The organism is Paenibacillus daejeonensis DSM 15491 (genome assembly GCF_000378385.1).
GTDB classification, from domain to species: Bacteria; Bacillota; Bacilli; order Paenibacillales; family Paenibacillaceae; genus Paenibacillus_D; species Paenibacillus_D daejeonensis.
In genome coordinates, this window is the sequence record NZ_KB899660.1 from 415,351 (window position 1) to 431,954 (window position 16,604).

The 16,604-nt window shown below is 53.6% G+C and carries 14 protein-coding genes; 4 read left to right on the forward strand and 10 right to left on the reverse strand.

Annotation, left to right across the window (positions count from 1 at the left end; translation table 11 throughout):
• Positions 1 to 3 precede the first annotated feature (3 nt).
• Positions 4 to 1,116, forward strand: a complete 1,113-nt coding sequence (locus F556_RS0108790; RefSeq protein WP_020616565.1) for a DUF1648 domain-containing protein — start codon at positions 4 to 6, stop codon at positions 1,114 to 1,116.
• A 40-nt stretch (positions 1,117 to 1,156) separates the two neighbouring features.
• On the opposite strand, the gene F556_RS0108795 is transcribed toward F556_RS0108790, so the two are convergent.
• A complete protein-coding gene (locus F556_RS0108795; RefSeq protein ID WP_020616566.1) occupies positions 1,157 to 2,686 on the reverse strand; it encodes an FAD-dependent oxidoreductase in 1,530 nt (509 codons plus the stop codon).
• A gap of 209 nt (positions 2,687 to 2,895) precedes the next feature.
• Here F556_RS0108795 and F556_RS0108800 point away from each other — a divergent pair, with 209 nt between their 5' ends.
• Positions 2,896 to 3,300 (forward strand): CBS domain-containing protein, encoded by a 405-nt coding sequence (locus F556_RS0108800; protein ID WP_020616567.1) that lies wholly within the window; start codon positions 2,896 to 2,898, stop codon positions 3,298 to 3,300.
• Positions 3,301 to 3,402: 102 nt separating this feature from the next.
• Here the strand turns inward: F556_RS0108800 and F556_RS0108805 are convergent, their stop codons facing one another.
• On the reverse strand, positions 3,403 to 5,238 hold the full coding sequence (locus F556_RS0108805; protein WP_020616568.1) for a glycoside hydrolase family 9 protein: 1,836 nt from the start codon (positions 5,236 to 5,238) through the stop codon (positions 3,403 to 3,405).
• Positions 5,239 to 5,375: 137 nt separating this feature from the next.
• Positions 5,376 to 7,094 carry an ABC transporter ATP-binding protein gene (locus F556_RS0108810; RefSeq protein WP_020616569.1) on the reverse strand — a complete coding sequence of 573 codons (1,719 nt, stop codon included), beginning with the start codon at positions 7,092 to 7,094 and terminating at the stop codon, positions 5,376 to 5,378.
• Between the two features lie 210 nt (positions 7,095 to 7,304).
• Between F556_RS0108810 and F556_RS0108815 the strand changes: the two genes are divergently transcribed.
• Both F556_RS0108815 and F556_RS0108820 read left to right on the forward strand, forming a co-directional pair.
• Positions 7,305 to 7,877 (forward strand): sigma-70 family RNA polymerase sigma factor, encoded by a 573-nt coding sequence (locus F556_RS0108815; RefSeq protein ID WP_020616570.1) that lies wholly within the window; start codon positions 7,305 to 7,307, stop codon positions 7,875 to 7,877.
• The gene (locus F556_RS0108820; RefSeq protein WP_020616571.1) at positions 7,874 to 9,061 is read left to right on the forward strand and encodes an anti sigma factor C-terminal domain-containing protein; all 1,188 of its coding nucleotides are present in this window, start codon (positions 7,874 to 7,876) and stop codon (positions 9,059 to 9,061) included. The genes F556_RS0108815 and F556_RS0108820 overlap by 4 nt, the downstream gene beginning before the upstream one ends.
• Before the next feature lie 109 nt (positions 9,062 to 9,170).
• Here F556_RS0108820 and F556_RS0108825 read toward each other — a convergent pair whose 3' ends face one another.
• The 7 genes from F556_RS0108825 to F556_RS0108855 all read right to left on the reverse strand — a co-directional run bounded on the left by F556_RS0108825 (position 9,171) and on the right by F556_RS0108855 (position 16,528).
• A complete protein-coding gene (locus tag F556_RS0108825) occupies positions 9,171 to 9,359 on the reverse strand; it encodes a hypothetical protein (protein WP_020616572.1) in 189 nt (62 codons plus the stop codon).
• 1,080 nt (positions 9,360 to 10,439) lie between these two features.
• A complete protein-coding gene (locus F556_RS0108830) occupies positions 10,440 to 11,312 on the reverse strand; it encodes an STM4011 family radical SAM protein (RefSeq protein WP_020616573.1) in 873 nt (290 codons plus the stop codon).
• Positions 11,309 to 12,682, reverse strand: a complete 1,374-nt coding sequence (locus tag F556_RS0108835; protein WP_020616574.1) for an STM4012 family radical SAM protein — start codon at positions 12,680 to 12,682, stop codon at positions 11,309 to 11,311. The genes F556_RS0108830 and F556_RS0108835 overlap by 4 nt, the downstream gene beginning before the upstream one ends.
• Before the next feature lie 222 nt (positions 12,683 to 12,904).
• Complete coding sequence (locus F556_RS0108840) at positions 12,905 to 13,690, reverse strand: STM4013/SEN3800 family hydrolase (RefSeq protein ID WP_020616575.1); 786 nt, start codon at positions 13,688 to 13,690, stop codon at positions 12,905 to 12,907.
• Complete coding sequence (locus F556_RS0108845; RefSeq protein ID WP_020616576.1) at positions 13,678 to 14,913, reverse strand: STM4014 family protein; 1,236 nt, start codon at positions 14,911 to 14,913, stop codon at positions 13,678 to 13,680. The genes F556_RS0108840 and F556_RS0108845 overlap by 13 nt, the downstream gene beginning before the upstream one ends.
• Positions 14,914 to 14,916: 3 nt before the next feature.
• Positions 14,917 to 15,759 (reverse strand): STM4015 family protein, encoded by an 843-nt coding sequence (locus tag F556_RS0108850; protein ID WP_020616577.1) that lies wholly within the window; start codon positions 15,757 to 15,759, stop codon positions 14,917 to 14,919.
• A 25-nt stretch (positions 15,760 to 15,784) separates the two neighbouring features.
• Positions 15,785 to 16,528 carry a GTP pyrophosphokinase gene (locus F556_RS0108855; protein WP_026297187.1) on the reverse strand — a complete coding sequence of 248 codons (744 nt, stop codon included), beginning with the start codon at positions 16,526 to 16,528 and terminating at the stop codon, positions 15,785 to 15,787.
• Positions 16,529 to 16,604: the final 76 nt, after the last annotated feature.

Sequence of the window (16,604 nt, forward strand, 5' to 3'; positions counted from 1 at the left end):
ACGATGGAACAATGGACACTTTGGTTATTGCTAGCCGTCATAGTGTTGCCAGTTACATTTATGATGATTGCGACACCTTACTTGACCCGACGTACCGAGAGCTTCGGCATAGGCATCACGGAGGAAGTCTACCTCAGTGATACGCTCAAGCGAATCCGCAGCCGTTATGCAATTACACTAGGGGTGCTATGTGCCGGATTATTGGCAGCGGCGCTGCTGATTTTTCCACTCCAGGATGAGCAGTCGATGCCGTATCTCATGGTTGGCTACGTGAGCGTAGCGGGCATCGCATCCTTCCTGCTCTATCTGTACAATCATAACCGGATGAAGCAGCTTAAAGAGCAGCATGGCTGGCAACAGCCCGATATGCAACGAGCGGTTATCGACACTCGTTTTCGGTCACGCAAACCTACGTTATCGAACTTTTGTTTTGTTCCTCATCTTGTCGTATCTGCCGCCACATTTGTCATTGTCTTTCTTATGTACGATAAGTTCCCGGAGACCATTGCGATGCAGTATGACTTTCAAGGCCAGGTCACCCGTTCGGTTGACAAATCCTACTTTAGCCTCCTGCTCCCGGTAGGATTCCAGCTGCTCATGATTGCTATGCTCATGCTGACCAATACGATTATCTCCATTAGTAAACAACAGCTGGACAAATCAGACGCTGCCGCTTCTACAGAACGCAGCCTGGTCTTTCGTCGGAGCTGGTCCATCATGATTGTCATCACTGGATTTTTGCTTACCCTCCTGTTCTCGTTCATGATTATGACCGATCTGCTTGGGATTCCGCCATTTGTGATGACCCTTGTCCCTCTGCTCATCACCGGCGTCATCTTGGGTGGCAGTATCTGGCTCTCCGTAAGGGTCGGTCAAGGAGGAAGCCGGCTGAAGCATGTACCCGCTGGTGCTGCCGCTACCGGTACGGGACCTTCCGATGACGACAAGCATTGGAAGCTTGGCATCTTTTATTACAACCCGGCTGATCCCGCGCTGTTCCTGGAGAAGCGGTTCGGCGTAGGCTGGACCATGAATATGGGACGTCCGCTCGGCATGCTGCTTGCCATCCTGCCACTCGTCATCGTCGCTCTTGTCATTTGGCTAGTTCCCAAGTGATCTTGGCTAGACCCATCGCAAATGAAAAACCCCCCTGAATTCAGGGGGTTAGTCGTTTAAGCGGCTTCTCCGCCGGACCTTCCATAACCTCCCCAGTGATGGAGAAGCGCGAGCCATGGCACGGGCAATCCCAGCTCCGCTCGCCATTGTTCCATTCTACTTCGCAGCCCATGTGAGTGCATGTCGTATCTACGAGGTAGAGCTTGCCCTCTTCATCACGATAGGCGCCAGCACGTTTGCCATTGAACCTTATGACGCTCCCTTCGTCGGGGCTCAGCTCCTCGGCGCGCTTGCTGCCAAAGTCCAGCTTGCCTCCGATTAAGTGCTTGGCTACATCTGCGTTGTCCTTAATCAGAGAACCGAGCATTTTGCCTGATGTGCCTCGTGAAGGTGAGAACAGCTCTTCGTATCGATTAGCTCTGTCCAGAATGAGGTCGGTTAGCAGTAAGGCTGCTGCTGTACCGTTCGTCATGCCCCATTTGCGAAAGCCTGTGGCCACAAAAATGTTGTCGTGGGAGGCCGTTGCACGACCGATGTAGGGCAGCTTGTCCCCTGTTATCAGATCCTGCGCTGACCAGCGGTACGCGATCTCATCCAGCTCCAGCGCGTTCTTGGCATACATCTGCAGCTCTTCGTAGTGATTGATCGTACAGATCCCTTGTCCGGTCTTATGACTCTGACCGCCCAGGATGATCAATTCCGAGCCGTCCGCCTGCCGGGCATTCCGGATGGAGCGTTTGGGCTCTTCGGCCGTAATGTACATCCCGCCGGGATAAGGCTGCTTCGCCTTCAAGCCCAGCACATAGGACCGTTCCGCATGCATCCGAGCGAAGTAGAAGCCCAGACTGTCATGGTATGGAAAGTGTGTGGCTTGGATGACATACTTGGCATCGATTCGATTGCCGCTTGCTGTGAATACGGTTGGTGTCTCATCATGATCAAGATCCGATGCTGTCGTCTCCTCGAATACCTGGCCGCCACGCTCCGTGAAATCCTTCAGTAAACCTTTCAAATATTCAAGTGGATGGAACTGTGCTTGATGATTCATCACCACCGCACCAATCGCGGCCACATCGAGCGGAATATCGTCTACGTAAGCGCCGGGAATGCCAAGCTTCACATACGCCTCATATTCGTCCTTCAGTTTGCTTACCTGGGATTCTGTATTCGTATACACATAAGCGTCGTGATTTTCCCACCCACAAGAGATATTCTCCTGTTCGACAGTTGCTCTGACGAAATCAAGCGCCTCTTGTTGGGACTGGTAGAACAGCTTGGCTTGTTCTTCACCCTCCGATCGGATCAGCTCATCATAAATGAGATCATGCTGGGCCGTCACTTTGGCCGTCGTATGCGCGGTGGTACCATTAAGCAGTCTGCCACCATCGATTAAGACGACCTTCACGCCCTCGCGGGCAAGCAGATAAGCAGCTGTAATACCGGTTATGCCGCCGCCAACGACCACGACCTCCGTCTGCAGATCGCGATCAAGCGCGCTGAATGTAGGAATTTCGGTCGAAGCTGTCCAATACGATTCCGGAAATTGCGGCAAGCCTGTTGGGTTGTCCATTCCTTGTCACCTCATCACTGGTCTCCAGTATATTGTGCCTCATGAACGGGAAATTATGCCAAGCAGTGAGCTTTTACCCGTTAATTCGCTGGATGACACTGGAAGAAGCTTGCAGGACAGGGGCTTTCCCTTCCTTTCCCTTGCGCAATATGTTTTAATAGAGAATAGGGCCCAATTGGGCGTCTCTTTTGCGGAAAGGAGTGACTGGCATGCAGATTTCGTCGTTTTTGCTGCCTAAAGAAAAGGTCACCTATGTGTTGGCCTCAGATTCCATGGCCGTTGCCATGCATAAATTGGAACATCAAAAATATACGGCTATCCCTATCATCGATGATGAGGGCAAGTATATCGGTACGCTTTCAGAGGGAGATCTGCTGTGGAAGATGAAGGATACTCCCGGCCTGACGTTCGAAACGATGGAGCAGGTGCCGGTCAGCAAGATGAGAAAACGCGTCTTCAACGAATCTGTTGTGATCGACGCACATATGGAGGATATGCTGACCCTTGCGGCCGATCAAAACTTCGTGCCCGTAACCGATCATCATGGTGTGTTCCTGGGCATCATCAGGCGCAAGGACATTATTGAGTATTATACGCGCAATATCACAGACTGAATGCATCCTACAGTCTGCAAAAGAAACCGTTCCTGGGTTAGTGGCTGATGCAGCCCTGCCGAATGCCAGGAACGGTTTCTTTTTTTTGCATGGGTGTCTGCTCTACCTGTTTAGTGCAGCCAGTACAAAAACCAGAGGGGCATTATAATCAATCGCATATTCATTGGTCGAGTAGGAGTCGACATGGTCAATATAGGATTTGGCCGGTGGGGGCGACTGCTCTTGGAGCAGCTTATCGATTGCAGGATCGCCGCCATACCGATTAGGTCCGCCTACGACCAGACCCGGGACATAGACGCCTGTGCTGACCATAATTCGATGATGCGGATGCATGGGCATCACGGCTCCGGCTCCCGTCACATACGTAGTCCCCAGCGTATTACGTCCGAGGGTATAATGCAGCTGCTCCAGCGCCACGGAGACGAATACATCTTGCGGCTCCAGTTCTTGTGCGAGCAGGAGCAGCTGGGCTAATGCCATTCCCTTCTTGGCAGAAGCCCAGGTGTACTCGTCAGACTCCAGGGCGTAACGATAACCGTTGGCGTCCGAGCGCGACACGATGGCCTGCGCTTTGTCTACGAGCAGCGAACTCGCTGTGGCCCGCCGATGCTCCGGAGCACCGGCTGCCGTAGCCAGAGCGAAGTGACCCAATGATAACCCGGAGCCCCAGCCGATTGCCTCCGCTGCAGCAGGCGATTGCTGAGATAGTAAATCTTCCAGAACCGATGCATAGTGGGCATCACTTGTCGTTTTGAGGAGCTCTGCAGCCGCCCAGTACCGCTCTCCCCAGTCCCCTGATTTCTCATACCCGCCGGAGCCATTATCCTGCCTCTGCGTCTTGATGAATAGCGGATTCGTCTGCTTCTCCAGATAGGCCTGGGCCGCTTGGCTGCTGGCCAGCAACTGCTCTGCATACGCCTTGTCGAACGGCTCGTATACCCTGGCTGCAATGGCCAATGCACCAGCATACATGGCTGTCCCATATGTAGATAAGCCAAAAATGTACCGCGGCTGCGTATCCTGCTCCGGCCGGATCATGCCAGGCCATTGCATACCCGCCAATTTGTGATAGACAGCACCGTCCGCTCGCTGCATCTTGAGCATCCAGTCCAGCTCAAACTTAACCTCCTCCAGTACATCGGGCCACGACGCGGCTGCCGGGTCAGCAATGTCGGCTGGAATCTGCAGGTTCTGCTTCGTATAGGCCTGCGGGTAGAGCTCATAGGATAGCAGCAGTTGGGCCACGGTAATGGCGGCAGGCGAAGTATATTTGCCATAATCCCCCGCATCATACCAACCGCCGCTGACATCGATTGGCTGGCCGTCTCCTGCCTCTGGGAAATCAGGGTCCAGCTCCGCATGCGCATCCTGCAGATGACCGCCTGGATGCTGCAGGCCCGTCACGGGATCATTCATCGGAACCCCTGATCGACCGAGCGTATAGGAGCGAGTCAGCTCTGCAAATACATCCTCATATACGTTGCTGCTGATTCGGAATGGATGCGAATAACCAACCCCGTCCACATCAATCCGGTACTCCCCCTCCTGCCCCAGCTCGGAAAAATCCATTTCCCGCACAAGCTCGCCGGCATCACTGTCCTGTACAGGCTGAGATAGGGAGCCTTCGTAAACGACTTGGCCGTCCGCAAGATTAACTACACGGAAGCGCTCGCCCCCCTCCTCTCCAGCGAGCATCGCCCGGTTGATCGCACCGGGAAAATAACCAACCTGATTCACCTTGATACGCTCATCTACGGAATTCTCGTTCACCTGGATCTCCTCGCTCTCGTCGGAATCAGTTGTCTCATTTACTCGTTCATTGTCTGGTGGCGGCACGGGAGGCGATGGGTCATTGCTGCAGCCCGCCATCACTAGCATAAGCATCACGGTCAACACCATTGTAACGTACGGTAACCCTGAATTTGATATCGTTTTCATAAACCCGCACACCTCCCGTAGCCTTCTAGTGTCATTGTACCTTAACTCCCAGTTTTTTCAATGTGGTTTTTTTTCAAAAAAAAGCCATAGCCCCTGACAATCAGAACAACTGACTGCCGGGCACTATGGCCTGTTCGTTATACCTTGCTGTACTGCGCATCATGCAGCCGGCTGTAAATCCCGCCGGAGGCTACCAGCTCGTGATGGCTGCCCTGCTCAGCAATGCCGCTCTCGTTGACAACGATGATCCGGTCGGCATTCTTGATCGTCGTCAGACGGTGCGCGATGACGAGCGTGGTGCGGCCAACGGACAGTTCGGCCAGCGATTGCTGGATGAGCGCTTCCGTCTCGGTATCTAGCGCGGAAGTTGCTTCGTCCAGGATGAGGATTGGCGGATTCTTCAAGAACATACGGGCAATCGAGAGCCGCTGCTTCTGGCCACCGGAGAGCTTGACGCCGCGTTCACCGATTATCGTATTCATGCCCTCAGGCATCCTGTTAATCATCTCGTCCAGTGAAGCGCGCCGTGCCGCTTCCCAGATCTGCTCATCTGTCGCATCCAATTGCCCATAGGCAATGTTCTCCCGGATCGAACCGGAGAACAGGAATACATCCTGCTGCACAATACCGATATGCTTGCGCAGCGAGTTCAGTTTCAGCTGACGGATGTCCATGCCATCAATCGTAATGCTGCCCTCCTGAACCTCATAGAAGCGTGGCAGCAGGCTGCAGATTGTCGTTTTACCAGCGCCTGAAGGACCGACGAACGCGAGCGTTTCTCCCGCTTTAATGGTGAGATCAATGTTATTCAGAATCGTCCGTCCCTGTTCATAGCCGAACGTCACATGGTTGAACCGGATATCTCCCTTGACCTTCTCCACGGATACTGCATCCGGGCGGTCAGCAATTTCCGGCTCCGTGTCCATGATTTCCAGATAGCGGCGGAAGCCGGCGATCCCTTTTGGATAGGTCTCGATTACAGCATTGATCTTCTCAATTGGCCGGAAGAACGTTGTTGAAAGCAGGATGAAGGCCAGGAAATCCCCCAATTCAATGCGTTCTTGTACGAAGAACCATGCGCCGGCAATCATTACGAAGATCGTGACCAGTCGCATCATCATATAGTTGATGGAGATGCTCTTGGCCATCGTCTTGTAGGCCATCAGCTTGGTTTCACGGAAATTCTTGTTATCTACGGCAAACAGCTTTTTCTCATGGGCTTCGTTAGCAAACGATTGGACGACCCGGATGCCGCCGACATTCTCTTCAATGCGAGCGTTAAAGTTCCCTACATCCCCGAATAGCCGCTGATACGTCTTGGTCATTTTGCCGCCAAATACGATAATGAGCCAAGCCATCACTGGAATGATGATGAAGGTAATCAGGGCCAGCTCCAGATTAATATAGGCCATCAGAGAGAAGGAACCAACCAATGTCATCACTGCGATGAAGACATCCTCGGGTCCGTGATGCGCCACCTCACCAATGTCATTCAGGTCATTCGTCATCCGGCCCATCAGGTGACCGGTCTTGTAATTATCGAAGAAACGAAACGATAGCTTCTGAATATGGCTGAACAGATTACGCCTCATATCGGTTTCAATATTGATCCCCAACATATGGCCCCAATACGTAACCACGTAATTCAAGACCATATTGAGCACATAAATGGCCAGCAATCCTACACAAGACCACACGATCAGTGACATGTTACCGCTAGGCAGCAAGTCATCGGTGAATACTTTGACTGCCAAAGGAAAAGCCAGCTCGAGCAGTCCCGCGATAACGGCGCAGGAGAAATCAAGGAAAAATAACCCTTTGTAAGGCTTGTAATACCCAAAAAAACGACGCAACACGAATAATCACACTCCACATCTGTCAGCTAAGAAGTTGTCCGCTACTTTAGCATCATATATGTATACAAATGTATGGTGAACCTCACATAAAGTCAAGACATTTTTTGAGAATGATAATTCTTCTCATCTATTTCTTTATTTATTTATGCTATTTCTTTTTTCTTTCGCTGAACTTTTTTGCAGGGCGTGTAACTTCTTATATACTGAAACGTGGATACAGCAGAACAAGGCGGCTACACTCGCAGAAAAGGGGGATGCACGGTCGAAACACATGCACTGGATCATATCTATCGGACCTATGGTGCCGACTTATACCGTTATTTATTCTCCCTGGCTGCAAGTCCCCAGGCTGCCGAGGATCTGATGCAGGATACGTTCTACAAGGCTTATGTCTATCTTGACAGTTATGACAATGAACGCATCAAGCCCTGGCTGTTCAAGGTCGCTTACCATGCCTTCATTGATTGGCAGCGCAAAGAACGCCGAAGCAGCCCTTATGAGCCGGCCTGGATGGAACAGACAGCAGCAGCCGGTCCGGCTGCAAAGAGCGCCGAGCAGGAAGCGTTGGCACGTGAGGAAGCACAGAGCTGGTTCCGTTTGCTGGGCAAGCTGACCATCAACAAACGCCACGCGGTACTGCTGCGCGACCATCATCAACTCTCCTACCAGGAGATTGCAGATATTACAGGACTGTCGCTGGCTAGCGTGAAGATCAATATTCATCGCGGGCGTGAGGAGCTTAGACAACTGATTCAGCAAACCTATGGAGGCGATTACCGATGACCACATATAGCTGCAAAGAAATCGATGAACTGTGGGACCGTTATTTGGACGGGTCCTGCACTCCGGAGGAGGAGCAACAGGTCGAGGCCCATCTGGAGCATTGCCCTGCATGCCAGCAGCGGTTGGAGCAAGCCCTTGCTGCCCAGGCTGCCCTTGTCCCCCCTGTGCCGCCCGAGCCAGCTCCGCCATCTGGAGGGGAGCAGCAGCGGTGGATGCGGCGGGCCAAGTGGCGAAACCGATTGGGGACGGTATTCAACCTGTTCTGCGCCTTCATCCTGTTCTCGATTGTTTCAGGCATCATAACCGGTTTGCTGTATGGACTGGGCGGCTCCGACAGTACGATGAACCGGCTGCCCAAGGTCATCTCTGCAGCCGTCGGTATGACAACGCCTAACGTCAATGTCAACAGCGGCGGCATCAACAGTGGTTTCTATTTTAACCTCTCCATGGACTATTCACTGACCAAGCGGGTTGGCTACCGCGACCAGATCCTCGGTCGACTCCAGGGCGATATGCGGTTTCACCTGTTGCAGGTAAACCGGGAATGGTCGGGCGGCGCTTATCAGAGCAACCTGTTCTTCGAGTACCCTACTGTTGGAGAGGAACTGAACGAAGAACAACGTCAATATGCATCGGAGTCAGACGGCGAAGTCTGGCATGCCCTGGAGATGCTGCCCGAAGGTACGGTTTCGGAGCTGGCTTTTTCACTGGACGCACTTTACTCGCTCCAGGAAATTTATGACCTATTCGAAGGCTATGACATGGATATTGTATGGTATGCATTTGATACTGGAGACGAGGAGAGAGTCGCCAATCTAGGCAGTTATCTCTATGACGGCAATGGCTTGTGGGGGATGAGCGATCGTCTGATGCTGGAGTACGCAGACAACAATAGCCTTCAAGTATGGGGCGATGGTCCAGCCAAGGAACAGGCCTTTCTTCGGGCACTTGAAGATTTGCAGCAAAATGAGCGGTGGGTGCGCAAGGTGGTAAGACAGCCCCAACTGCAGGAGAGAATCGATTATGTAAGCGAGCATGGCGTGCGTTCTTATGGTCTTATCGTAACTGGTCCAACCAAGGAGCTCCTCAAGCTAAGTGAGCACCCCCATGTCACCCGACCGGCGCTCGGTGAGACCGACTGGTGGAACTGGTATCAGCCTAACTTCAGCAGTGTGCAGTATTAGGCGCGATTACCTGAAAACTATACTATAACTCGAACACGTGAAATGAAAAACGGACATGTGAGCCAATCGGTCACTTGTCCGTTTTTTTCGCTGGATTCACTGGATGTACTCAGCCCTGCTGGCCAGCACGTACCCGGATGACACCCAACTCATTGCTATTGATGGCAAAGGCGTTCCCGCCCTGACCGACAGTTGCACTGGCGCTCTGCTTTGCCCGGAATCTCGTGTTGCTGCTGTCCGAACCAACGATATTTGTCTGACGGGTCGACTTGCCGCTCCGTTTTTTACGTTTTCCCATAGAAGTGCCTCCCCTTCAAAAATGGATGTACCTGACCGTATGTTCGTTGTCACGTTACCGTCTGTTACCCTTTGCCTTGTAAATCTGCAGATTCACGGCGTTGCTGGCCAACACGTTGCCAACCTGCGCCCGGGCGCTGGCGAGCTGCTGGATCTTAATGACAATGTACAGGTTTTTTCCGGCTTTGTACGTATACGTCCGGATACGGGAACGGCGAATAGGAGATCCCTCCTTCGAACATGTGATTGCTACAGGGTATGTCCCACCTCCCCTGCCCGTCCCGGCAAATTGACGAGCACGTTGGCGGAAATAGTGGTCCGCGAACGAGGCTTGATCGCGATTACGCCAGAAAACCCGCTGGCCTCAAGGCAAGCGGGTTGATACTGATGTTGGAGGAGGCGGTTGTTCGGCACGGCTCGGTAGCTCTAAGTAAAGAAAGTTTCGTTACAGGCGGTTGGTCGGCGCAAATCGGAGCTCCAAGTAAAGAAACTTTCGTTACAGGTGGCCACTCGGCGCAGATCCGAGCTCCAAGTAAAGAAACTTTCGTTACAGGCGGCCACTCGGCGCAGATCCGAGCTCCAAGTAAAGAAACTTTCGTTACAGGCGGCCACTCGGCGAATATCGGTGCTCTAAGTAAAGAAAGTTCCGTTACAGGCGTCCACTCGGCGCGAATCGGTGCTCTAAGTAAAGAAACTTTCGTTACAGGTGGCCACTCGACGCAAATCGGTGCTCTAAGTAAAGAAACTTTCGTTACAGGCGGTCAATCGGCGCAGATCCGAGCTCCAAGTAAAGAAACTTTCGTTACAGGCGGCCACTCGGCGCGGATCGGTGCTCTAAGTAAAGAATGTTTCGTTACAGGCGGCCACTCGGCGCAGATCCGAGCTCTAAGTAAAGAAACTTTCGTTACAGGCGGCCAATCCGGCGCAAATCCGAGCTCTAACCAAAGAAAGTCGCTCGGGTGCGCTACCTCTCCAGACAAGCAGTATCGCCCATCACCTACTGTAACGCACCTTTCTTACTCTATTGAACACCAGCCTCGCCTTTCGCCACACACTACAGCCTTCCGATCATGCCAATTGTTTAGGTCAGTGTAAAGGCGCGCTCTGCTGCGATCCGCTCCAGCTTCTGTGAGCCGTATAAGCCGTCAGGCAGGGCGCCTGGCAGATGGATATAGCCGATGTAGCAGTCGCAGGCTTCCATCCTGCAGAGGCGGGGCGCAGCCAGCCCCTCCAGGCCATCGCGGTATAAATCGCCAATGACTTGCCGGTCTTTGTAACAGCGCTTGACCTTCCCGTCTCCTTGCACATAGAACACCTCGTCCCCTGCCTTGCAGTATTTGCCCCTGCTCTCGTAATCCGACAGGTTGTATTCAAACAAGGGGTCAATCGACGAGAGCCACGAGCGCTCCTCAGCGGTATAGTATGCTGGCCGGTCCTTGTACGCATTAATCCACAAGTAGACCTCACGAGGCAGCAGCTTCCGCATCGAAGCGATCGCTTCAAATGCCTCTCGCACGCCAACGGTACCCACACTAAAAGCGATATCCCGTTCAAGCAGCTCCTGGCAGCGCCCCAAGAACGCATGCTCAGGAATTTGCCCCGGATGGTATGTAGCCCAAATGGACAGCTTGCCCTGCTCCAGATGACTGGTCCACTCCATCTTGGCAGACAGATTAGTCTGAATGGCAATGCGCTCGACATGCTCCATCCGGCTTAGCTTGAGGATACCTTCGCGGTACCACCGATGGGTGAGCGCCTCCCCGTAGGGATTGAAGAAAATCGATAACTGATGGCCCGCCAAGCCCTGCTGCTCCACCCAATCGATGAAGCGCTCCAGCTGAGCCTGATCCAACGCCAGTGTCGCTGCATCATCAACCCGCTTGCTGAAGGGACAATAGGGACAGGCATAATTGCAGGATGCCAGCTTGCCTCGATAGTACAGGGTCGCTCTCATCGCAGCTCATACGCCTCCATTCGCTCGCGGACCTCAGGCGAGATCAGCCAATCGCCGATTGCATCAGAATAGGCCAGACCTTCGTCAGTCAACCGATACACACCCTGCTGCAGCTCTGCCAGGCCCGTCTGAAGCAGCAATTTCAGCTCCCCATGCACCTCCAGCGCCTCGGCCGCAAAGCGCTCCCGGTAAGCTGCTAGATCCAGACCCTCCCGGTGGAGGATGCCCTTCAGTACATAACGGCGGCTCTGCTCAGCCTCTGACAGAACATAGCCATACTCGGCCACAGTGTGATCCTCAGCGTGCACATAATCAGAGATAATGCTGGCGGTTGCCCGGCGACTTACCCCATAAGGGGATGCATAATGGACGGCATGGGTATAGGATCTGGCGCCGCACCCGAGTCCAACCATCCCTTCTTCCTGACAGCCATAAGGCAGCAGCTGCTTGCTTCCACCAGCATCCGGTTTGGCGAAGCGCCGCATGGAATACTGGACATACCCTGCAGCAAGCAGTCGTTCCCTAGCTGCTTCGTAGCAGGTGAGTCGGATATCCTCGCCGCTGCGTGTTACGTCTCCCGGCTTGACGATCGTATGCTCCCGGGTGTAGAGCGGATAGATAAAAAGCTCCTGCGGCGCATAAGCAAGTGCGCGGTCTACAGAGTACAGCCAGGAATCCACCGTCTGACCCGGCAGCCCGTAGATCAGATCCAGGTTCAGCACCGGAAAATGATACGTCTCCAGCAGCTGCAAGGCACGCTCGACCTCGGCCGGCTTTTGTGGTCGGTAGACAGCGTTGGCCTCCGCCTCCACGAAGCTTTGAATGCCCATACTCACACGGTCCACCCGGTACTTGCTAAGGATATCCAGACGCTCCGCCGTCACGGTATCTGGCGAGGTCTCGACGGAGATAGAAGCCTGCTCCGGATCTAATCCCATCACCTCTTGGGCAATTAGGAAGAGACGTTCCAACTGGTTCGGGGCCAGCAGCGTTGGCGTCCCACCGCCCAAGGCAAAACGGGCAAATGGCTTGCCACCGACAATCGGCGCCAATTGGTTGGCTTGCCGCTCCAGGGCGTCGATGTACTGCTCATGCACCGACGTCCGGCCGTCTGGCAGGGTGAACAAATTGCAGAAGCCACAGCGGGCACCGCAAAACGGAATATGCATGTAGAGAAAATAAGTTTCGGCCGGTTCCTTCGCCCACAGATCAGCCAACGGCAGTGCAGGCTCCAGCTGGCGATACGCGGTTTTGTGCGGGTAGGAATACAAGTAAGACCGGTAAGGATCTGCCTTCAGCTTCTCCTTCCAGCCTGATATAAAGGATGTCGATTCATGAGCCGCATTGCTATCATGCACGATTGGTCTCATGCGGCATCACACCTTTCTCTATAAGTATGTGTCTATTAATGTCGGAGTTCAGCACCGAGAAGGTTGCGAGAACCTGAAGAAGGAGGAGCGGAATGTAGGTAAGCCTACATAAGCACCTAAGAGTTTCCGAAGTAAACTAGCATCGTAAGCGATACTTTTCGAAGGTGAACGCAAGATTCGACGTCGAATACGCTTCCTGAATCACTTCGTGATCAACTGCGACTATAAAATAAATTCGCGATATGGTACATTCCATACCACCTCATGCGCCAACCGGTGACCCTCATAGCCGTCTTCTCCATAAGCTGTACCGTGGTCGGAGAAGACTAGGCAGAACACCGGACGCTGGCGCTGGCGCAGCCGGTCAAACAGACGGCCAAGTTCGCCATCTACATAGCGCAACGCTGCTCGCTGCGTGTCGACGGAATCCCACTTGGCCCCTGGGATATGATAATGATTGGGCCCATGGATGGCTGACACATTCAGAAACAAGAACAGCTTTTGCTCCTCTTCGGTCTTATCCAGCAGACGAATAGCATGGTTGACTTGGTGCTCCGTCGAGCGCGGATTGGTAACCCCAAAGGTCATGCGCCAATAGCTCTCCTGAAAATATCCGGGTAACACCTTCGCCAAAGCAATCTTCTTCGTAAAAAAGATCACACCGCCGATACAAATCGTGCGGTAGCCGGCCTCCTGCAATCCTGACACCATATCCGGGGTATCGAAGAGCCAGGTGTCCGGATGGGTCTTGAGACCGGTATGCTTGGAGTGGAACAGCCGGACATGGGAGGACTTGTCTGTCGTCGCAGGCGTGGGCAGGAAGCCGCCAAAAAACGCATGATGCGCAGCATACGTAAAGCTGCCCGGCGTATGCCGCTTCTCCCACCTCCCGCTGCCACACAAGTTAGGGCAGTTGCCTTCCTCCAGCACAGCTGCGTCGTACCGCAGCGTGTCCAGCGTAATCATCAGGAGATCATGGCTGCCGATGATTTCATTCATGTTGGGCATGCACCATGCTCCCCTTCCCTTGCTTCACTACTCATGAATCGGCGCAGCTGCCATTCATAGGGATCCACCCCATCATGCAATACATAATAGAGCAAATCGCCAAACGGATTGACCTCCAGTACATAGACCCGGCCGGTCCGGCTGACCATCACATCGACGCCAGCAGTCCGAACATTTGGGAAGCAGTCCATTGCCTGCTCCGCTGCCTGCGCCACCTCTTGACGGAGCTCCGGAGCCATGCCGAGCTCATCAAGGCTCAGCCGCTCATTGCGTAAATGCAGATTGGTAATAGGCGTCCGGCTGATCCGGGCAATGCTATGACCGGCCAGGCCGTCTACTACAAGCTGCCGGATATCATATACACCGTTCCCTGCCGATGCCTTGGCGATCCAGCGCTCTGCGTGTGCGCCGTGACGCAGCACCCAATCTATCAACTGTCGGATCTGCCGCGGGTCCGTATACCGGAGCAGCTTGCGGCTGTTGTAATAAACAGGCGGACGAGTCACGTAATTCTCGACGCCGAGTGTCGTCAATACGACCTCAGCTCCCGTAGTGGGATGAGTCTGATACGCCAGCACGCCACTCGCTCCCGATCCACTGGCAAGCTTCAGGAAAATTCGCGGCATGCGCTCTCGCCGCATCGCTTCACGGACATCCTCGTAGCAGGACAGCGTCCGGGGATCCGCCAGCCGCGGCGGCACCACAACGCCACCTTCACTCAGGAGCTCATGACTGCGCCGCTTATCGAACATCAGAGCGACGGACGCCGGAGCATGAACCCATTTCGCTTGTGGCCAGAGCTCCGCCACCTCCCGCTCCAGTCGTGCCAGCAGCCGGACATACCCGCGAAACCATTGCGAGGGATGAACGAGCTCTCCTCTTCGTTCATCCAGTTGCAAAGCTGCTTGCTGGAGAATTGGCCTTGGTCCAGATCCAGGCGGCTCCAGATCAGGATCCAGCAGCCGGTCCCCGTCCACCTCCACCGCTGCATCGGGGGCGCCAAGAGCAATCAATTGCCGCTCTACTCCGAACAGCTCGCCCGGAGCATCCAACCGCAGCAGGGCAGGCGCTTCACCTTCACCCGTCAACTCACTTAGCGAGTGTCCCTGCAGCAAAGCCTCGTACGAGATGACTGTCGCCGGGGGCAGCCCGAGCCGATTGCGCGCCGCTTGGAGCCCAGCTGTCCTCTTGTTGCCGGGATTGCCGATTAGAAGCATGCGCATCGGTTATTCGGTAATCGAGGGAAAGCGGTAGTCTTCGTCATCGTCCTTTTGCTTGTCAGATATATCTACATTCATGCCTGACGCCACCCAGCGTTTCATCATCTCATCCGACATATAATGATAGCTCAAATCCAGTTTATCGAGACGACGCACGCCTGCACTGGCGATCAGGGCTTCCGAACCTTTGTCTGTCAGCGTACCCAGCGACAGATCGAGGACCTGCAGCTGCAGAAGCACGGGCGCATCCGATGCGGCAATCGCGATGTCGTCTTGAATCTCGCTGTTCTTCAGACCAAGATAAGTCAGATTGGGGAAGCGGTCTTTTTCCAGGAAAGGAAGAATATCCTCCAGCCCGCCGTCAAATCCGTAATCATCGACGCCGAGGTAGAGCTCCAGCTTGCGCAGATTGGGCAGAGCACCTCCCGCAATACTGGCAAGCACTGCTTTGCTCAGGCCGCCAGTAATGACCCTCAGCTCCTCCAGCTTCTCATGGGCTAGCGGATCAATGGCCAGATCAGTACCGCCTTGTACGGTCAGGGATTGCAGCTCCGGGTAGGCCTGGAGCAGTGGCGCCATGTTCGATTGCATAATCCAGGACATCTCGCATTCTTCGAAGGTCATCTCGCCGATATACAGCTTGCGCAGGGCCGGAAACGAGTCTTTGAGCTGCACAAGTGTCTCCACGATTCCGCTGGAATCATTCTCATAGGCGCCGCCCCAATCGCCGATGATCAGGCTTGTGAGCGTACTGCTCTGCCCGGATGCAACCAGCTCCTTGAGCTTGTCCTCCATCGTCTCGCCCGCTTCATACGCTTCATAATCCACCACTAACTTGATCTCCGACATCCTTTTCCCTCCCGAATGGTTTCTCTTATCCCTTGCCGTCTGTCAGCAGCTCCAGCAGTGCGGCCGGCAGCTGGAATTGCTGTTTATTGATAATGATCTGCTTCAATTCATTTTCCTGTAGCCCCTCATGCGCTTCCTTGATGACCTCGACTTCTTTGTGGAGTTGCTCCATCTTGAGGTCGAGCTTTGCAGCCGAATCCGCAGCTTCTTTTAGCTCTGCCAGTAGGGACGGGGGTACGGATTCATTGTATTTGTAATAAATCTTGTGTTCGAGGCTTGCCCAGAAATCCATGGCAATCGTGCGAATTTGAATCTCAATGCACACTCTCTCCTGGCGATCGGACATAAACACCGGAACTTCCACCAGCAGATGCAGACTTTGGTAGCCATTGGGCTTCGGTTCCTGGATGTAATCCTTTGTCTCCAGAATGATTAGGTCATGCTGGCTCTTCAACATATCATGGATGCGGTAAATATCCGAGATGAACGAGCAGGTGATGCGGAATCCGGCGATATCCTTGATGTTCTCCTTGATGCTTGGCAATGAGATATCAAAACCTTTGCGGTACAGCTTCTTGATAATGCTCTCCGGCGATTTGACCCGGCTCTTCGTATGCTCGATCGGATTGTAATCATGCAGCAAATGAAATTCTTCCTTCAGAATCTCCACACGTGTCTCCATCGCATCGAGTGCAAACTTATACATCATCATAAAGCGCGTCAATTCATTGCGTATCGATTTGATCTGCTCAATCTGCAAGCCATTCATCATCATCTTAGTCCCATCCTAACCTGGATCGTATAGTGGTAACGCTGTCTGCCCGGAGCATCACGCCGCGGGCATA